The organism is Mucilaginibacter aquaedulcis (assembly GCF_030409325.1).
GTDB lineage: Bacteria > Bacteroidota > Bacteroidia > Sphingobacteriales > Sphingobacteriaceae > Mucilaginibacter > Mucilaginibacter aquaedulcis.
The window spans coordinates 53530-73733 of the sequence record NZ_JAUFPR010000002.1 but is presented as its reverse complement, the minus strand read 5'-3'; the positions used below and the strand labels follow the sequence as shown (position 1 = coordinate 73733).

18 protein-coding genes are annotated in these 20204 nt (G+C 40.3%); 5 read left to right on the top strand and 13 right to left on the bottom strand.

Annotation, left to right across the window (positions count from 1 at the left end; translation table 11 throughout):
- Nucleotides 1–5: 5 nt before the first annotated feature.
- Together QWZ01_RS04935 and QWZ01_RS04930 are read right to left on the bottom strand one after the other, a co-directional pair.
- On the bottom strand, nt 6–779 hold the full coding sequence (locus QWZ01_RS04935; RefSeq protein ID WP_290322143.1) for a M90 family metallopeptidase: 774 nt from the start codon (nt 777–779) through the stop codon (nt 6–8).
- A 14-nt stretch (nt 780–793) separates the two neighbouring features.
- Entirely contained in the window at nt 794–1504 is a 711-nt protein-coding gene (locus QWZ01_RS04930; protein ID WP_290322142.1) for a DUF92 domain-containing protein, read from the bottom strand.
- Nucleotides 1505–1574: 70 nt separating this feature from the next.
- Here QWZ01_RS04930 and QWZ01_RS04925 point away from each other — a divergent pair, with 70 nt between their 5' ends.
- Complete coding sequence (locus tag QWZ01_RS04925; protein ID WP_290322141.1) at nt 1575–2264, top strand: class I SAM-dependent methyltransferase; 690 nt, start codon at nt 1575–1577, stop codon at nt 2262–2264.
- A gap of 255 nt (nt 2265–2519) precedes the next feature.
- Entirely contained in the window at nt 2520–5294 is a 2775-nt protein-coding gene (locus tag QWZ01_RS04920) for a TonB-dependent receptor (protein WP_290322140.1), read from the top strand.
- Nucleotides 5295–5459: 165 nt separating this feature from the next.
- Here the strand turns inward: QWZ01_RS04920 and QWZ01_RS04915 are convergent, their stop codons facing one another.
- A complete protein-coding gene (locus QWZ01_RS04915; protein WP_290322139.1) occupies nt 5460–6152 on the bottom strand; it encodes a TapB family protein in 693 nt (230 codons plus the stop codon).
- A 247-nt stretch (nt 6153–6399) separates the two neighbouring features.
- Here QWZ01_RS04915 and QWZ01_RS04910 point away from each other — a divergent pair, with 247 nt between their 5' ends.
- Nucleotides 6400–7431 carry a LacI family DNA-binding transcriptional regulator gene (locus QWZ01_RS04910; protein WP_290322137.1) on the top strand — a complete coding sequence of 344 codons (1032 nt, stop codon included), beginning with the start codon at nt 6400–6402 and terminating at the stop codon, nt 7429–7431.
- 52 nt (nt 7432–7483) lie between these two features.
- On the opposite strand, the gene QWZ01_RS04905 is transcribed toward QWZ01_RS04910, so the two are convergent.
- From QWZ01_RS04905 to QWZ01_RS04870, 8 genes are all read right to left on the bottom strand, one after another.
- On the bottom strand, nt 7484–8839 hold the full coding sequence (locus QWZ01_RS04905; RefSeq protein ID WP_290322135.1) for an outer membrane beta-barrel protein: 1356 nt from the start codon (nt 8837–8839) through the stop codon (nt 7484–7486).
- A 319-nt stretch (nt 8840–9158) separates the two neighbouring features.
- Nucleotides 9159–10520: a sigma-54-dependent transcriptional regulator gene (locus QWZ01_RS04900; protein WP_290322134.1), complete on the bottom strand. Its 1362-nt coding sequence runs from the start codon at nt 10518–10520 to the stop codon at nt 9159–9161.
- The gene (locus QWZ01_RS04895; RefSeq protein WP_290322133.1) at nt 10521–11669 is read right to left on the bottom strand and encodes a M20 family metallo-hydrolase; all 1149 of its coding nucleotides are present in this window, start codon (nt 11667–11669) and stop codon (nt 10521–10523) included.
- A 27-nt stretch (nt 11670–11696) separates the two neighbouring features.
- A complete protein-coding gene (locus QWZ01_RS04890; RefSeq protein ID WP_290322132.1) occupies nt 11697–12278 on the bottom strand; it encodes a GNAT family N-acetyltransferase in 582 nt (193 codons plus the stop codon).
- A gap of 212 nt (nt 12279–12490) precedes the next feature.
- Nucleotides 12491–13093, bottom strand: a complete 603-nt coding sequence (locus QWZ01_RS04885) for a hypothetical protein (RefSeq protein WP_290322131.1) — start codon at nt 13091–13093, stop codon at nt 12491–12493.
- A gap of 623 nt (nt 13094–13716) precedes the next feature.
- Nucleotides 13717–14187, bottom strand: a complete 471-nt coding sequence (locus QWZ01_RS04880; RefSeq protein ID WP_290322130.1) for a hypothetical protein — start codon at nt 14185–14187, stop codon at nt 13717–13719.
- A 516-nt stretch (nt 14188–14703) separates the two neighbouring features.
- Nucleotides 14704–15033 (bottom strand): hypothetical protein, encoded by a 330-nt coding sequence (locus QWZ01_RS04875; RefSeq protein ID WP_290322129.1) that lies wholly within the window; start codon nt 15031–15033, stop codon nt 14704–14706.
- Nucleotides 15034–15041: 8 nt separating this feature from the next.
- The gene (locus QWZ01_RS04870) at nt 15042–15479 is read right to left on the bottom strand and encodes a hypothetical protein (protein ID WP_290322128.1); all 438 of its coding nucleotides are present in this window, start codon (nt 15477–15479) and stop codon (nt 15042–15044) included.
- 99 nt (nt 15480–15578) lie between these two features.
- Between QWZ01_RS04870 and QWZ01_RS04865 the strand changes: the two genes are divergently transcribed.
- A complete protein-coding gene (locus tag QWZ01_RS04865) occupies nt 15579–16181 on the top strand; it encodes a class I SAM-dependent methyltransferase (RefSeq protein WP_290322127.1) in 603 nt (200 codons plus the stop codon).
- An 86-nt stretch (nt 16182–16267) separates the two neighbouring features.
- Nucleotides 16268–17041, top strand: coding sequence for an HAD-IIA family hydrolase (locus QWZ01_RS04860; protein ID WP_290322126.1), 774 nt, complete (start codon nt 16268–16270; stop codon nt 17039–17041).
- A 62-nt stretch (nt 17042–17103) separates the two neighbouring features.
- Here QWZ01_RS04860 and QWZ01_RS04855 read toward each other — a convergent pair whose 3' ends face one another.
- Together QWZ01_RS04855 and QWZ01_RS04850 are read right to left on the bottom strand one after the other, a co-directional pair.
- Nucleotides 17104–18657, bottom strand: coding sequence for a DUF5689 domain-containing protein (locus QWZ01_RS04855; RefSeq protein ID WP_290322125.1), 1554 nt, complete (start codon nt 18655–18657; stop codon nt 17104–17106).
- 37 nt (nt 18658–18694) lie between these two features.
- A complete protein-coding gene (locus tag QWZ01_RS04850) occupies nt 18695–20197 on the bottom strand; it encodes a SusD/RagB family nutrient-binding outer membrane lipoprotein (protein ID WP_290322124.1) in 1503 nt (500 codons plus the stop codon).
- Nucleotides 20198–20204 lie beyond the last annotated feature (7 nt).

Sequence of the window (20204 nt, the reverse complement as noted above, 5' to 3'; positions counted from 1 at the left end):
TAATCCTAACCCCTATCCTGCATAAATATTTTGCTAAGCATGCCGTACAGATCAGGGTGTTTGTGTTTAAGTTCGTGAGGTTTCTGGAAAAAGTATTCGGAAACAACGGCAAAAAATTCCGCTTCGTTGGTTATAGCATATGGGTTAATATCTGATTCGCCATCTTCAATTTTATGAATTTCATGGTGTATCATTTTTAGCCAGGGCATTACATATTCATGAGCCAGCAAATTTTCGGGAACGCCATCGGTAGCTCCGTCAAATTTATCAAGCAGGTGTACAAACTCATGTATCGCAGTGTTCTCTCTCCCCGCCGATCGCGAAAATCCCTTAATAAGCGCCGCCCGCGATAAGATCATTTGTCCGTTCATATATCCCGAACCTACCATGCCCAGGATATTCCGGTTTTCGCCCTCAAACTGAAACTCACCGTCAAATGTATCGGGATATAAAATTACGTTGGTGAGGTTGCTGTATTTCCAATCGTTAAAACCAAATACCGGAATCACAGCACTTGAGGCAATCATCACCCTATCTGTATCGTCAACAGTGGTTCCAACCCCTTCAATAGTAATGCCTGCCAAAAACTCGCTAACCTTATGCTCAAAAATAAGCTTAGCAGAATTATCCAATGCCTGATAAAATGGTATATGCTGTGCTAAAAGTGACTTAAAAACAGGCTCTGCAACGGCCATGAATAATTTTGCTTTGCGCTTTTTACTAATAATGTAATAAGCACCAAGCACAATAATGATCAGGATTATAATAAGTAAAGCCATAATAATTATTAATGTTAAATAAAGTAGATCAATAGGGCAATAAGTGCGGCTATCAAGGTATTTAAAAAATTCACTGCGTTATTCCTTATATATTTAGCTCGCTCCAATGTTGCACCTAATACCGAATCAGCTAAGTTACCTACCGTTCCGGCAATAATAATGGTAATTATACCGGCATCCCAACTAAAACCGATAGCATACACTATTGCTATAATTGCACTTCCACCGATACCGATCAATGTCCCCTCCAGGCTGATTACACCATCGAGCCCTCGCTGATCAGGTTTCATGGTGATAATATTGAAAAAACGCTTTCCGTATACTGTACCCAGTTCAGATGATAATGTATCAGCAGTAGCCGATGCAAAACTTGCAGCCATCATCAATACCCATAAATGTGTATACGATGGAGATACAAAAACCAATGACCCGGTTATGGCAGCGGTACCTGCATTGGCCAGCACCTGCCCTGCCGTGCGACCGTTTTTACGCTCACCGCTTTCAGTAAAAGCATCTTTCTTTCCCGGCTGCCAGGATGTTGCTGCCGATCCTAAAATAAAAAAGGTGGTCATCATGGTTACACCCGTGTAGCCTGCACCTGCAAAAACAAGACAAGCCACAACAGCTCCGGTTATTGCCGCTGTAAGGGTAAGCTTACGGGCAGATACGCTGTAAGCTACACCCCCAATTAAAATAATAATCAATAAACCATAATGTGCCAGCATATACGCCAAAGGTATTTAATGTAGGCATATTAATTAAATTAAGCCATCAATTCATACTTTTGATGCCAATATGAAAGATATATTAGGCCAGGCCATACATGATCATTATTATAAAAAGCCAAAGCATAAGCTATGGATCAACAACCAGTATGGCCCTAAGGAAGAAATGCCCATTGATATTTACTTTCGGGATGAAGATGACATGCCTGATATAGAATGGCTTGCACTAAACGAATGCCGCGGAGAAGTGTTGGATATTGGCGCAGGCGCGGGGAGCCATGCCTTGCTGTTGCAGGAACGCGGCTTTGATGTAACTGCTCTTGATATATCTGCCCTCGCTACCGAAGTAATGCAAGCCCGTGGCGTAAATAAAATAATCACTGCTGACATATTTGAATACCAGGAACAAAGGTATGACACCTTGCTGCTGCTCATGAACGGCATTGGGCTTACGGGTACCCTCCTTAATCTGAAAACTTTTTTACAACACGCTAAACTACTGCTTAATCAAGGCGGACAGCTTTTGTTCGATTCATCAGATGTAGCTTATTTATATGAAGGCAAATTACCAGATAATGGCAGATACTATGGTGAGATCCAGTACCAATATCAATATAAACAGCATAAAACAGATTGGTTTCCGTGGCTGTATGCTGATGAAAAAACGTTAGAGACTGTAGTTAACGAAGCAGGCTATAATATGGAAGTTTTGCTTGAAGATGAATATAAACAATATTTGGTTCGTTTAACACTTAAATAAAGCAATCACATATCTAAAACTTGAAATTATTTAGAATTAGCATCTAAGTAAACACAACAACACTATTAATTTATATTTTTTTTATTCAGAGTGAATTTAACTTCTGCTTATTTTCATTAATTTTGAAATTTTCTAAGTAAACGAAACAAAAATTAGCTAAAATCATATTTTTTAATATCAAAGTTTGAAAATCATGTAACTAAAATGTTATATTGGGTTAATATTAGTTTAATAATTAACATTACCCCTGTTCTTATGATCAAAAACTTACTATTTCTTATTATTTTATTTTTGTTTAGTGCAGAAATAACATTCGCTCAAAAAACTGCCATTACCGGAACTGTTACTGATGCCGCCAATAAAGAAACCATGGCCGGCGTGTCTGTACGGGTTAAAGGTGGCAACCAGGGCACAAGTACTAATGCAAAAGGGCAGTTTTCAATTTCCGCCTCCGCTAATGACGAACTTATCATCAGCTTCACCGGTTACAAACCTTTAACCATTGCTGTAAGTGGCCGTAACAAAATTGATGTTACCTTGGTTAGTGATGTATCACAGCTTAACGAGGTAGTACTAATAGGTACACGATCAGCAGGCCGCGTAAAGCTGGAAACCGCTGTACCTGTTGATGTGGTAAATTTGACCAAAGCGGCTTCAAGCACAGGGCGTGTAGATGTAACTGATATATTAAACTACTCAGCTCCATCATTTAACTACAACAAACAATCAGGCTCCGACGGTGCCGACCACGTGGAACTGGGCACCTTACGCGGTCTTGGCCCCGATCAAACATTGGTTCTGATCAACGGTAAACGGCGCCATTCTACCGCCTTCGTATCGGTGTTTGGCACGCGTGGCCGTGGTAACTCCGGTGTTGACCTGAGCGCCATCCCCACCGCATCTATCGACAGAATTGAGATCCTGCGCGATGGTGCTTCTGCTCAATATGGTTCTGATGCTATAGCCGGGGTAATTAACCTCGTATTAAAGAAAAATATAAATCAGTTTACCGCAAACGTAGGCTATTCAGGCTATTATGACCCAGCCTTTAATAGTGGCAAAAGTGTAGCCGCAGCCCAATATCCTCATGGCGGAGCTATTGACGGTAACGGTATTACCATTGATGCAAACTATGGCTTAGCCATTGGCAAAGGCGATGGTTTTATAAACATAACCGGCGATTACACAAAAAACGGCAAAACTTTTCGCCAGGCGCATGATACCACAACAGCCAATCCTAACGCCTTACCAGTAAACACCTCCAGAAGAGCTAACGGTGAAGGTTCGGCAGAAACCGGTACTATTTTTTACAATAGCGAAATTCCGTTGGCTGGTACACGAACCACCTTTTATAGCTTCGGCGGTTATAGTTACAAAGCCTCTGATGCCTACGCGTTCACCCGTAATTTTTCGGCCAGGCCCGAACGCTTCCCTACAACCGCCGATGATCAACTGATCCCGGTTAATGGCATCATATTTAATACGCCCGATGGCGAATCATATTTTAATCCGCTTATTCAAACACATATTACGGATATAGCGGTGGCTGCCGGTTTTAAAGGAACCATAGGCGATGGTTGGGACTGGGATCTGAGCAATAACACAGGTAATAATAAATTCCACTTTTTTGGAGAAAAAACTTTTAATGCCTCTTTGGGTGCCACCCAAACCCATTTCGACGATGGTGGATCGGAATTTTTGCAAAGCACCTCAAATCTGAATGTCACCAAACATTACAAAACCGTAATGCAAGGTCTGAATCTTGGTTTTGGTGCCGAATACCGCTACGAACGCTATAAACTGTTTGCCGGCGAAGAAGCATCCTATAAAAACTATGACCCTACTGGTGTTAAAGCCGCAGGATCACAGGGTTTTCCAGGTTTTCAGCCAAGTGACGCAAGTACCGATAACCGTTCGGTATTTGGAGGCTATGTTGATCTGGAGGCTGATATAACTAAAAAATGGCTGGTTGATTTTGCTAACCGTCTGGAACACTACAGCGATTTTGGTTTTAACTTTAATACCAAACTGGCTACCCGGTATAAGGTAACCGATAATTTTAATATCAGGGCTTCTGCAGGTACCGGCTTTCGTGCACCATCCTTACAACAGATCAATTACAGCTCAACATTTACCAACGTACAGGGCAGTGTAATATCCGAAGTAAAAATAGCTCCTAACTACAGCCCAATTACCAAAGCGGCGGGTATTGCCACTTTAAGACAGGAAAAATCAAAAAACTTGGGCCTTGGTTTTACTTTTAAACCCATACCCGAGTTGAGTATAACTACCGATGGTTACCTAATAAAAGTGAAGGATCGCGTGGTACTTTCAGGACAATTCAGCGCATCTGACGATACCCTTGATCCAACATTTATTGCCGCGTTGAATGCTTTACGTGTTAGTTCGGCCCAGTTTTTCGCAAATGCGGTAAACACTACCAATCGTGGTTTAGATGTGGTTATCGATTATAACAAAAGCATCGGCAGCAACCGTTTCAGAGTACTGTTTACCGGCAACTTTCAGCACATGAATATTGATAAGGTTAACTACCCGCCAATATTAGGTACCACTCCGCAATTGCAGGAAACCTTTTTAAGCGAAAGGGAAAAGAGATTTATATTGGCATCGGCTCCACCTCAAAAACTATCTTTAAATCCCGAATTTGGACATAAGGATTTTACCGTGGGCACTCGCTTTACCTATTTTGGTAAGGTGATAATTGATGGTTATGGCGACGGAAGCACCTTGACCCCTACCGTTCCTGCCGATAACGGCTCAGGACAATTACCTGATGTTTATAACTACAACGGCAAGGTAGTAAGTGATTTATATCTTAGTTATAAAATCAGCAAATCATCACGTATCTCTATCGGTTCAGACAATGTATTTAACGTTCACCCCGATCTTGGTTATGTAAAGGGTGCCAAAGGCTGGGCTTATAATAACGAACCTGCGGGACCTTTTGATGCCGTACAAATGGGCGGAAATGGTCGTCGCTTTTTTGCACGCATTGGTTTCAATTTTTAAATAAGTATTGCTTTAACAAACCAGGCCGCCTCATTATCATGGGGTGGCCTGCTGTTTTATGGGCTCCTCCCAAAACAAAAAAAGAAAGCCTGTATTTTAAAAATACAGGCTCCTTGTGTTAAAGTTAAGATGGGTTAATTGCAGGGCTTTATATATTTATTAGTCTTAGTTTATAGAATCGAGCACCATACTGCCTACAAGCTTTGATTTTTTATCATAAGTTTCAGATTTCACGAATCGACCAAGTTTTGGAGCAAACCATTCAGCAACTTTCATATGCACAGGTATACCAATACCCATCATTTTAACCTTCATAGAAGCATCATACGTTATACGGTAACAATCAAAACTGCCTGCGTTGGTAGAAATAGTTTCGGCTTTATCAACCATACGATTAGTAACGTCCATCTGTATTTTTGACATCGGCGTGCCATTATTACTCATATCAATGGTAACCGAACCATCTTCAAGTGTTTGACCGGCTTTCAAGTTAAGTGGATAAGCCAGATACTTAGCCTCGCCGCTCATTTGCATATTACCATACTGTTTCATTGATGATGACGGCACAAAAGCTTTCATATCAATTTTAATAGCATCGCCATCGCAAATCATTTCAGAATCGCCGCCACCTATTGATTTCCCATTCTTATCTATCACTTCGCTATGAACGGTTACTGTTGAGGCATCCTTTTTATTTGCTGTATAAATCAGCTTGCCTGTGTTGTTACCCTTGGCATCCTGGTTTAAGTAAACAAGCTTTTTACCGTTTACCGTACCAATAAATTGGTTGCAGTTTTGTGCCGTGGCAAACTGAATGCACCACAGCAACAGTGCACAAATTGTAATTATCTTTTTCATAATTGGTTTAATTAGGTTAAGTAAATTTAACCTTAAAATCAGCCACTTACAATAGTACAAGTACGCTTCGGCCTTCGGGTTTTACGCTTAGTATGCATATTAACCGTTACTTTTTTGTATGCTGATAAGAAACCAAAACACATACCCCTTTTAGTTGTAAACAATGTTTTAATTGAGGTTTTTTATCTACTTTTATGAAAACTGGCCGTGCTGTAATTTTTGTTGATTTGCTGGTGAAGAAACTATTATGAATTTTGAGGCTATAACGATAAGGGACATTGCAAAAGAACTACATCTATCCGTATCAACAGTGTCAAAGGCACTTAGAGATAGTTACGAGATCAGTGAGAAGACCAAAAAACTCGTTTTAGAATACGCTCAAAAAAACAATTACAGGCCCAACCCAATGGCTCAAAGCCTTAAAAGAGGGCACAGCAAATCTATAGGTATTGTTGTTTCAAGTATTGATAATCAATTTTTCTCGCAGGTAATTAACGGTATGGAATCCGAAGCTTACAGTCAGGGTTACAACGTAATTATTACCCAAAGCCATGAATCATATAATCTTGAGGTACAAAACGTTGGCCACCTGATTCACAGGGCTATAGATGGTCTTTTAATATCAATTGCAACAGAAACACATGATGTGGAGCATCTGCGAAAATTACAGGCGCAAGGTTTACCCATCGTATTTTTCGACCGTGTAAGCAATCAAATCGATACGCATAAGGTTATCGTTGACAACTCAGGCGGATCATACCAGGCTACCACACACTTGCTTGATTCAGGATTTAAAAACATTGCACATATTACCAGTTCTGTAACCTCATCGGTTACGCACCAACGGCTTGATGGCTACAAACAGGCTCTTATTGAAAGAGATAAAGATATTAATGAACAATATATTAAATATTGCTTACATGGCGGCCTCGATCTTAACGAACTTCAGCAAGCCATAGATGAACTGCTGGCTTTAGATGTAAGGCCGGATGCGATACTTACCGCGTCTGACCGTATTACCACATCTACCATGACCCTGCTTCATAAAAATAATATCAGGATTCCGGAGGATATCGCTTTAGTGGGCTTTACCAATACCGTACTGGCCGATGTTTTAAATCCTTCACTAACATCAGTACATCAACCAGCCTTTGAAATTGGCCGAAAAGCAACCGAAATGCTGCTAAGTATTATCAATAGTAAACGTCCTGTTACCGAATTTGAGCATGTAATTTTACCTACCGAATTATTTATCCGCAACTCGTCTGTAAAACGATAGTTTAAAAACAAAAAGGATCTATTCTTTATCGAACAGATCCTTTTTTACATTTTTAGAATCTCAAGATAAGATCCATAGAGCCGGAAAACTGGTGGTTCCTGGTACCGTTGTCATAAGGTGTTACCCCATCGGCATAAGCACGATCATATCTAACCTCTGGCCTTATGTACAACCAGTTGGTAAAATAATGTACAAAACCTATAGTATGGCTGGTATAAGGAGTTATATAACCTAAACGCTGCCCTTGGTAATCCCTTAAATAATCATTCCTCACAGTAAAATAATCTTTAGGAGATACCAGTATCTGGAAATAGTTCACAATACCCAGGGTTTTAGATGCCCCCGGAATAAATGTACCTAAACCAACACCAGGATAATAAGATTTAGGAGGACCAATTATAGGAGTTCCGCCTGCATAGGCGTTATATTGCCACATATAATAAGCTTCGGTTTCCATATGAAAGGTTTTGTTAAACCGGTGACTCCATGTGCCTACAACCATTTGCAAGTTATCGTGTTCGTTTTTAAACTGTCCGTTTCCAAGTGAATTGATACCGCCCCAGAAAGAATCATTAGTGCTTTTAGATACCCACCTAATCATTGCCTGCCCATTTAACTGTGCAGAGTTTGTCCATGGTGCCATATCATTGCCTGCATGAACACCCAGTTCCAACTGCCACTGAGGGTTTAGTCTGATGGTGGCGTTAACACCGGTGAAAGTAAAGGGATCAACTGTAAACATCAGCGAGTGGGTATAGATATAGTTGTCTGGTGCCAATTGTGCTTCAATATCCGGTGGGGATATAAAACGCCCTACTTTGACAACCATACCTTCGCCAACTTTCGGGAAGTATAACATGGCATAAGCTTCTACCGGGTCAACACCATACAAGTTGTTATTTTTTAACAGCTGGTTACTGAACCAACCTTTACTGGTGGTGTAGCGATAATCCATCCCATAAAAAGTACTTAAGCGGAAACCCCAGTCAAGATGATCGGTTTGAACCGTATTGGGCTGCCGTTCTATCCTTAATACTGCCTGATCCAACTCTAATTTATTTGGAACAATAGCGTATGACATAGGGATGTTTGAATTTTTAGAGGTACTAAAGTTTACACCAGGAGCAATCCATCCGTAAATTTTGAGGCGGCTCTTATTGTTTGCCATACCTAAAACTTTTTGCAGTGCATAATCAGGAGCATCTGCAGGTTCACCAATTATTGGCGAACCCGGCCAGTCGGCACTTGGAAACGGCCCCGAAGGAAGTGGAGATGGAAGAGCCCTGCTAACCGGTGTTGTAGCCACGGTATCCTTAATAGAGGACGTTTTCTTTTCCGGATCGGTTTGGGCGTGTAATTGAACAGTAATACCTGCAAGTGCAAGCATCAAGAATACTTGTTTTTTCATTTTGTATAAAATATAAGTGTATTGCTCCCGCTGCATAAGCAACGGACTTACGGTTGTTACCGGTAAGATCTTTTTGTGTTTACATCCGGGCGGTTAGCTAAGCTGCCGGGTGTTTTTGTGTTTTAGTATATTATTGAGGCGTGGGTACCCCGCCATATTTCATATTTAATTTTTTATGTTTTGCAAAGGCCGATGCTAAAACAATGCCTTTATGAATAATGATCTTTGAAATGGCCCCTATTTATCAAAAACAACCATTTTTATTTTTTGATGACCTCCTACTCCGCGCTTAACCTATCAATTTGACAGGTAAAAATTATCAAACTGATAAAAGCACCAGCTTTTGAAGATTAATTTCATAATGCTCAATTTTTCGGTAAAGTGTGGCTATTCCAATACCCAGCAGGTTTGCTGTTTCTGTTTTGTTACCTTTACAATGGTGCAACACTTTACATATGTGCAGCCGCTCAATCGTTTCCAGGTCCATAGCCTCGGTGCGATCATCTTCTTCTTTAAAAAACTCTAATGGCAGCAAATCGGCGGTGAGTATTTCAGAGTTTGAAAGGATGATCACTCTTTCCATCACATTTTTAAGCTCACGTATATTGCCTTTCCAGGAATGCTCGTTAATGATCTTTAAGAAAAGATCATCCATACCGTTTATCTTTCGGTTTATCTTTAGGGCAAACTCCTTCATGAAATGTTTGGCAATAATGGGAATATCACCTCTGCGCTCCCTGAGCGGTGGTAACTGAATGGTAAATACTGATAAGCGATAATACAAATCAAGCCGAAAATGACCAGTTTCGGACTCTTTTTTTAAATCACGGTTAGTAGCAGCCAGTACCCGTACCTTTACCTTGGTTGTTTGCGAATCGCCTACCTTATTGAACGTACCGTTTTCAAGCACACGCAGTAATTTGGCCTGCAGATCAAGCGTCATCTCACCTATCTCATCCAGGAAGATGGTGCCTCCGTTGGCTTCTTCAAATAAGCCCTTCCTTTCCTTTAAAGCTCCGGTAAAAGCTCCGGCTTTGTGGCCAAAAAGCTCACTCTCCAATAGCTCATGTGAAAAAGCGCTACAGTTTACCGCCACGAAAGACTTTGACCTGTATTCACTTTCCTGATGTATGGCCTGGGCAAATACCTCTTTACCTGTACCGGTTTCGCCCAGTAATAAAATGGTTGTGGGTGTATTCGATACCTTTTTGGCTAACTCTACAGACCTTAAAATAGCCTCAGACTTACCAATGATATTTAAAAAACTATACTTGCTGTTAATGCGCTTTTCCAGCTGCAATACTTTATGACTCAGTGAAGCTTTATCAACGGCCATGCTCAGCAATGGTATTATCTTTTCATTATCATCCCCTTTCATCAGGTAATCAAACGCTCCATTTTTAATAGCCTTTACACTATCATGTATGTTTCCGAAGGCGGTAATGTTAATTACTTCAATATGCGGTTGTAGCTCCTTTATCCGGCTAACGAGCTCTACCCCGTTCATATCCGGGAGTTTTACATCACATAAAACAACCATTACATCTTCGGTTTCCAGTAAGCGCAAGCCCGCTTTCGCATTGGAGGCCTGCAGTACTCTATATCCTTCAAACTCAATAATCCGCGCAAGCAAACCACTAAGCTTTACTTCATCATCAATAATCAATATATTGGTTTTCATTTAGTTAAATTTTTCATACTCATCATTACTGTTGTGATTGATGAGATTTAGAATCAGCATTTCCAGTAAGGAAATGTATTTTTTTATCCCCTGCTCAATTTCTTCAATGAATATATATTCATCAGCCATGTGCGACCGGGCCGAGTCACCAGGTCCAAATTTGATGGAGGGAATAGTCAATAAAGCTTGATCAGAGGTAGTTGGCGAGCCATAAGTTTGGCACCCCATGGCCAGCCCCGCCTGAACTATAGGGTGGCTTTGATCAATGGCCGAAGCCTGTAGGCAAAAATCACGGGGAATAACCTCGCAGCTTACATGCTCCCGAATAATACTAATCACTTCCTTAAAAGTGTAAGCATCGGTCATTCGCACATCTACAGTAAAATTGCAGGTGCCTGGCAGCATGTTGTGCAGGCTACCAGCGTTAATGATGGTTACCTGCATTTTTACGGGCCCAAGCGTATTAGAAACCCTGGGAAAAATGAAGTTCCGAAACCACTCAATATCCTGTATGCATTTGTAAATGGCGTTTACACCTTCTTCCCGGGCAGCATGACCGGCTTTACCGGTTGATACACAATCTAAAACCATAAGACCGCGTTCGGCAACAGCTATCTTCATGAGTGTAGGTTCGCCCACAATTCCAAAATCAAGGTGGCCCAGCTCGGGTAAGATCAGTTTAAGGCCATTGTCGCCCGAGTTTTCCTCCTCGGCTGTGGCAGCATAACATAAATTAAAAGCCATGTCTTTACGTTCAAAAAAGTAAAGAAAGGTGGCCATGAGCGATACCAGGCAACCACCTGCATCATTACTGCCCAGCCCATACAATACGCCATTATCAATTTCGGGATAAAATGGGTCGCGGGTGTATTGAGAGTTAGGCTTAACGGTATCGTGGTGAGAGTTGAGAAGAATGGTAGGTTTTGCAGGGTCATAGTGGTAGTTAAAACTCCACACATTGTTTCGGGTTCGCCGGGTGTGTGCCCCATGCAGGTGCAGAAAATTCTGGATCAGATCTGCAGTTTTTGATTCATCTCCACTATATGATGGGGTGGAGATCAGATCCTTTAATAATAAAACGGCATCGTTAAATAAGGTATTGCACAATTGGAGGTCTGTTGTAATCAACTGACTTTGCTGGCTACGCATATTATAAATTTTATTTGATGGATTAGGTTAATTATGAGATAGCAAAGCGGAACTAACCAGCTCATGCATTTTGGCAGGGTCAAATAACATGGCGGTGCATAAGCAGTTGCATTTGTGTTTACTGTTAAGCACATCGTAATTCACGCAACTTTTGCATCCGGCCCAGAAAGCTTCGTCGTGGGTAATTTCGGCGTAAGTAACTGGTTCAAAACCCAGCCGGGTATTTAGTTTCATTATGGCCGAACCGGAAGTAATACTGAAAATGCAGGCATCAGGGTACTTTTGGCGGGATAATTGAAATATCTTGTCTTTAATTTCGCGGGCAATGCCTGCATTTCGATAAGCAGGCGAAACAATAAGCCCTGAATTAGATACGAATTTACCCAGCTCCCAAACGGCTATGTAAGAAAAACCTACCCAGTTACCCGAACTTGTTAATGCTATTACTGCGTTACCGCTAAGTATTTTTTCACATATTTCCATCGGCGACCTTTTAGAGATCCCGGAACCACGTGCAATGGCAGATAGCTGCATTTCTTCAATTATTTCATCGGCATAAATGATATCCCCGGCCTCGGCCAGTTGTATCGTTATCTGTTCACTTTCCATTTTATTTTTAGTAAATAAAAAATAGCAGAAGCTTAATTATCTTCTGTTATTACCTATGCCAAAAGGATGCCTTCCTGCCGGGTATGCCATTAAAATCCACTTTAGCTTAAAGCAGAGCCATTTATAATTTATTTTAATTTTAATGCCAATAAAAAAGCCTCTCAAAACGAGAGGCCTCTTTTTCATTATGGTAATATGCAGTCAGTATATGCTTATTTAACTTGCGAGTAAACCTGCTTTTGAGGCGCATTGCTCATGAAAACATGTTTTACTTTATACATTCTGGCGTAGCTATCATAAACGGTTAAGTCATCATTGGTATGAAATTCACTTTCCAGTGCGTACCTGAATTTATCGTTATTAATGAACGCTTTATACAGGTCATCTAAAGTTAATTTAAACAATTTACCATCAGGGTTTAGGCTAAAGTACAGCACTTTAACCGTGATATAGCCCTTACCCTGAGGTGCCAATTGCTCGTGGCTATATAAATAAAAGCCTGAAGTGTCAATAATCTTATAAGGGGTATTATTGAACAAACGATAATCCTGCTGCTGATAACGGTACCCAAAAATCTCTTTTTTATTCATCTCCTTTTTTCGACCATTATTGGTAACCTGGATATGGCCGCCATTAAAGAAATTGTTTAAAACAATTTTGTCAGATTTGTTGACTGGATTAATAGGGAAGCTTACTTCATGCTTTGCTATATCGGCTGATTTGATGTAGATACCATCGGGAGTATTTGATTGGGCATTAGCTACCGAAAAGCCACCCAACAGGGCAAGCAGCAATACTATATTGAACTTTTTCATTTTGATTATTATTTAAGATGTTAAAAATTAAGCGATTGGAGATGCTTTTAACATGTAGAACCGAGGTGATAAAAAGCCGGGCAACTACCCCCGGCTTTACAATCAGAACCTAAATTTACTTACAAATTAAAAAGCAAGTTTCTTACAAATTACACCTAAGCCAGGTGTATAATGAGCATCCTTGTTGGATAATAAATATTATTGAGGAAGAATATGGTGTGATCTATACTACCTGTTAGTAGCAGCTCTTTCCAGATAACCATTTTTGTTTACAGCGTAGGGAGCCATATCGTTGAACCTTTTTCTTTTGACTATAACTTTCTTCTTTCCTTTTTTGGGGCCAACGAATGGTAGGATCATGAAGGCTAAAAAACAAACTATTTCAATCATTACTAAATACATAACATTAAACTTTAATATGCCTTGCAACATTTTCCCTAAGTATGCCAAAGCAATGCCAGCGTGCCAATTATTTGCACAAAGCCGGTTTTTATCGTTTAAACATGTATTTCAAATTAAGAGGCCATATTGATGCCGTAAAAACCATTTCAAAATGATAGGCATTTTGTTTCAAAATGGTAAAACGGACGTACCCTTCAACTTGGGAAACAGACTCGTTTTATTTAATCAGGCAGCTGCCTTTGAAACTTTACCTCTGTTGCAACCGGAGCATCTGCAGGGTAAGTAGTATATCTTAATGTTAAGATGGAATTGGTTACATCAAAGGTTGCATTGTCATAAAGTTTATAGTTAACGGTCGTTTTAACAGGAGTTTTATTCCCCTTGCGTTCAGATAATTCTTTGATGGCAACAAACAAGCTGTCGCCTTTAGTTTTAAATGTACCGGAGGTTGTGGATACAGTTGCGGGATTTTCACTATTAAAAGTCGTGGTAGAACTGAACGTTCCATCGCTCATAAAATGCACTGTTTGAAATATTGATTCCGTAGTTTGAGGATTCATCCAGCTACCTATTATACTATCGAGCTCTTGTTCCTTCTGTTTTTTGTCTTTTTTGCAGCCATGAATGATGAGTAAGCCACAAATAAGAAAAGTGAAAAATATGCCTTGTTTGATTAGTTTGGAAGTTTTCATAAATGCAGGTTTTATAAATATTACGTTAGCATTTAGCTATCTGATACAATCAACCAAAATATTTTACAACTTAAAAATCTAACAATCAATTAAATAACATCTAAAATAGATTAATTTTCGTTTCAAAGGACTTTATTGACATTATCTAAGTAATTCATTTTAAGTAATTTAAATAAACCTTATCGATATTATCTATATCAGCGAAACAGATGGATTGTTTATCAAAACATATAAAATATTGGCATATATAAAACACTTAAATTTTTACTAATCAAATAGATATACAATTTATATAATATATTTATTTACGAATAATTTAATTCAAGTCTTACCTTATCAATCGTTATTCAGGTTGTTATTCACATCAATAAGAATACTTTAAAAATCTCTTTTAAACCTAATAAAGAGGTATGAAATGGTTTTATTTAATTGTTCGGTATGGAGTAAGAAAGTCCTCTCCCCTTTTTGTTTTGGGGATTACATTCGTTAAGCAAGATGATATAAAGGGAAGGTATATCAGGGAATAAGTCCAACAATGGTACTGGTGATCAAGTTAACCACATCGCTTTTAAACTGATCAACCCGAATGGCTGCTAAGCCAGCCTGTTTCAAAGCTACCAATTTAAGTAGATCAGCCTCCCCTTTTACCAGTTCGGAAAAATCATCTTTACTAAGTTGGCCTGCTGCCAACTCTTCTGTCCATTGCTGCAGGTCATTTTTAAGTCCATCAAGTATCGCTTGCCCATCAGCAGTTGCACCTGCAACAAAATCCTTCAGATTTTTCTCAGCGAGGTCTGTTATACCATTTTTGAGTGTTTCGAGTACGTTTTTAAAATTTACGGCCATGGCTTAGCTTATTGATTTACTTCTGATGGTTTTATCTTTTTACTCTCCAGTTCGGCAATCTGATCAAAGGCACTGCCTATCTGCTTCTTTTTATCCGCAACAAAAGCAACTCCGCACTTTCCATCTTTTTTCCATTTTACCAGGAAACCACCAAATAAATGCCCGTCAGGATCATTAAGGATAGTCCACATTTTAGTAGTAATTTCGTTATGCGGGCGATGTTTATCGTACTCAATGGCTTTTTCAATATTCAGCTGAACAATTTTCACTTCGCTTTCATGGGTGGTATAATTATCAGTAGCCTTATCCATCAAATCAAGCGCATCTACCTTTAAGGAAGTCACCTGGGTATAGGCATTCTGATCAAACGTTGAGATAGTTGGACTGCAGCCAAGCAGCAGGCACAAAGGCAACAATAATTGTATATAAAGCCGCGCTATTTTCATAAAGGATGTTTGAGTAAATTTAATAAGAAGTTTCCGAAATACTATTAAAGCAACTATTTTGTATACTTTTTATAACCGTTATTTTCGATACATAAATATATGAATACTTCGCCCGATTCTGAAGCTATATTTCAATATCACCGGTATATGATTGAGTTGCATGGAAACCAGGGTACCGCGGCTTTGGGTTGGCGTGATCAGTTGAGCCAAACGGTACGATTTAAGGCACTATCAACCATCGCGAACCTCAGTGGGCATTCTGTATTGGATGCAGGCTCTGGTTACGGCGACCTGTGCTCCTACCTGCTTCAGCTTTATAGTAATATTACTTATTGCGGCGTTGAGCAGATCCCGGAGCTTCTGAGCCAGGCTACTCATCGTTACAAGGATCAGCCCAATGTGAGCTTTATCCAGGCAAACTTTATTACCGATACTTTGCCTGAAACCGATTATGTAATGGCAAGCGGTTCACTCAATTACTATAATTCTGATCCGGAATTTATATTCAAAGCCATTTTGAAACTGTACTCTCATTGCAAGTTGGGTTTAGGCTTTAACTTGCTCCGTCATGTGATACCTAATGGCCTTATTGTTGCTTACAACGCAGATAAGATTATGAATTACTGTCGCTCGCTTTGCAATCATGCGCAGCTAAAAGATGATTACAGCGATGAAGACTTTACCATTTTTATGTACCGTTAATATTTCGCTCTAAAACAGAAATAATAGGGCATTTGAATTATGAATGATAACTTTACTTTATCTGATAAACCACAACACCTGTAAATATGAAACAAGGCTTGCTCATTGATATGGACGGCGTAATATACAGCGGCGAAGAGCTGATATTTGGCGCTGACAGATTTATTAACCATCTGCTGGAAAAAGATATTCCTTTTGCTTTTATGACCAACAACAGCCAAAGAACAGCGTTGGAGGTAGTTCGTAAATTAAAAAGGCTTGGAATAACTGTTGAACCACGGCACGTTTATACAAGCGCTATGGCAACAGGAAAGTTTCTGGGCGATCAAAGTCCTAACGGTACTGCTTATGTGCTTGGAGAGGGCGGCTTATTGACCAGCCTACACGAAAACGGGATCACCCTGGTTGATACCGATCCGGAGTTTGTGGTGTTGGGTGAAGGCAGAAACTTTACACTGGAGATGGTACAACGCGCAGTTGATATGATACTGGCCGGTGCTAAATTTATTACCACCAACCGCGACCCCTCTCCTAAAAAACCAGGATGGAATAACTTAGGCATAGCCGCCACAACCGCAATGATTGAGGAAGCCACCGGTCGTAAGGCATTTGTAACAGGTAAACCCAGCCCGGTAATGATGCGTTCGGCCCGTAAGTTTTTGGGATTGGAAACTGCGGAAACTACCGTTGTAGGCGATACTATGGAAACCGACATACAGGGTGGTGTGCAAATGGGGTATAAAACCATATTGGTACTGTCAGGCATATCATCCAAAGACCAGCTTGGTCACTACGCGTTTAAACCCGATCTGATAGTGGGCTCGGTTGATAAGATCGAGTTTCCTTTAAAGTGGTGGTAAATAAAAAACCCTTCAGAACCTTTAAGGGGTTCATGAAGGGTAAGCAGGATGATAAGGTTTAGTTATTTAAGTTTTGTTGAACCGTCATTTTCAATATCAGTAATTACAGATGCTGTAGTTAATGGTATATTTAGCAGTACCCTGGCGCTTGTCCATTTACCTAATGATGCATTATAAACACCGCCAAACTGGGCAAAATAAGCACCCGCGGTTGAGTAAGGGAAAGCCAGCGTATTGCTACCCTGCCTGTTAAAAGGCTGATCGGCAAGGGTTATCAGGTCTTTAAGATCATAAAAATCCGTATTAGCTATGCGGTAACCAACACTGGTAGTGGCATCATATAAGCTGCCACCGGTACCATAAAATATAACATCTACAGGTTTACTTGTATCGGTTATATTGGTTCCGGAAAACACTGCAATACCAGCTGCGTTACCGCTATTGGCTAATAAATTACTTGTTTTTGTACCGAAAGTTGCCGGAACAGCAGTACTGAAGTTAGGGCTGTTTGTAGTAGAATAATTGAAAGCCTTAACCCAGTTAGAAGCACTGATATCAGTAGAGCCTACACCGTTGATCTTTTTATTGGTACCGCCAACGTAAAAATAAGATCCTTTAGTTACCTTACCTGATGTGATCTCAAGCTTATAGGTTCTCAGATCTCCGGTTGCCCATCCTTTTACAGGGAAGCCTGCCGGGGTTGAAGCACTCGCGTTATTTGTAGTAACTATAGTGAACTTCTCTACCGAAAAATCAATATCACGGGTGGCTAACAATTGTATGTATTCATAGTTGGCATCAGTGCTTGCTGAGCCTCCCGGATCTGCAAGGAAACCTGTGATAACAACTGGCGTAATTTCAATTACCGAACTAAGTACCTTTACATCATCAGCCTTGCGCATTCTTAACTGGGGCATAACGCTGCCATCTTTGGCGCTGGTACCAAATATGATACCTGTAAAATTAGCACTGATGGGTAATGTATTAGTGGCAAATGCGGCATTAGCCTCTGTATGTAAACCAATATTTCCAAAACCATCATTCACTACTCTGTCGCCGGCCAGCTTATCTGTAGGTGCAGGTAAAGGATCAAATCCACCTTTAACAATAGCAACTAAGGTACTCTCGTAAGCATCAGGATTGGTAAGGATGGCACTGCTGGTTACCCTTTGGCCAATAACAGCCTTACCTGAAGCAACTTTGGTGATTGCACTATTGGATATTCCTGTTATTTGCAGTGTGCCATCAACGCGTTTTAACACGCCGCCAGCTATATCAATCACTACCGAATCGCCAGGCGCATATTTGGCGGCATCGGTTCCCAGGGGGATAGATATACCTCTGAGTTTTGCACGGCGATAATTCTGAACCACCAGTAAACCCGATGGCATATTACCTCCTGTTGGATCAGAAACCACAATACCAACCATTTGGTGAGCACCAAACATGTTTTTGGTATCAAGCGTAATATCCGTTCCCTTATAAATGCTTCGTATATCGGAAACTGCTATAACTGATGAAAGCTCGCCCCCGGGATAATTATTATCTTTTGTACAACCAGTTAAGATACCAGCCGAATAAAGTAGTAAGAAAGTATAAAATAATATCTTTTTCATTTTCAATTTATATCATGATAAATTACAGTGTAAACAATTATGGTTTTTGCCACCAAACCTGCGTGCTTTGCACATCCGGCCCTTGCGATGCTACCGCAGCTTTATAGCTTGTTGGGTTTGATGATTGAACATATACCGGATAGGTTATACGGGCAGGCATTACCCCACCGTTTACCAGCCCTGCCCCTTTTGGAAGTATCGGGTGACCAGTGCGGCGATACTCAAACCATTGCTCAAAATCTGTCCAAAACATGGTGTAATATTTTTGCACATGTATCATTTCCATTTTAGCATCAAGCGGCAAGGTATCATCCCACTCAATATCGGCTGTTGCCTGGTAGTTGGCAGGAACAACGGTTGCTGGCAGCCAAAAATTAATAGCACTAACAACACCTTTATCATAATAAGTTTTGGCAGGTGTAGCTATCCAGCCTTTAACAGCGGCTTCGGTAAGTAAAAACTGTAACTCCGGGTAGTTCATGATGTTACCCATTAAAGGCTCATTCATTAATGATTTTGCAGATGTATTTGTCCCCTGAACATTAGAAAGGAAGTACGATTTTTTCACAGGAGCATTACCTATCGCGTAGCCGCTTGGCACACCCACATAACCGCCATTATAAGTGGCTATTGACCAAGCGTTTCCATACAATCTCAAATCGGCCCATTTGGTTAAATTATCAATAAAGAATGAGGCCATTGACGGTGCTCTCCAGTCCTGCTCACGTACGCCTCCAATAAAAGGTGATGTTAAATATCCGGTACCCGTCCATCTCAATACCGCCGAGTCATCATTGCTGGCCATTATAGGGTAATTGCTGGGATTGGTATCAACAATATCTTTAATTTTAGCTATACAGCTTGCGGCTACATCCGCTTTTCCTGAGATGCGCATTAATAGTCTTAAATATAGCGTGTTACCAAACTTGCGCCATAAAGCGGTGTTTCCTTTATAAACAGGATCACTTGATGGAAGCACATTTGCCGCGCCATTAAGCAAAGTATTGGCATCTTCCAGTTGCTTAAATATGCCTTGATAAATATCCTTCTGTTTATCAAAGGCAGGTTGAAAATTACCTGTATTACCCATATTTGATTGTGAATATGGCACATCACCATAAGTATCAGTAAGCATAGAGTAAATCCAGGCCTGGCAAATCAATGATATACCCTGGTATCCTTTATTTAAAGTAACTCCCTGGCCGGCAATGTTATAAATATCCTTAAAGTTGGTTAACTGCAAATACCAGTTGTTCCAGGTATAATCCCCCCAGGTATTTTTAACATCGTACCTGAAAACCTGACCTTCCGATTCACTTTCATTAACTGTAACCTGCATTAATTCGTTATTATATTGCCTGCAGCGCAGCATATTGGTGCTAACCACGTTAACCAGAGCTGGTGCCAGTAATTGTTCTGGCAAGGCAGTTGGCGAACTGTTGGGGTTAGTATTCATTTCTTCAAAACCCTTTTTACAGGCCGGCTGTACAATGGCAAACAGCATTACAGCGCAAATAATCTTATAAATATTTCTTTTCATTTTTCTT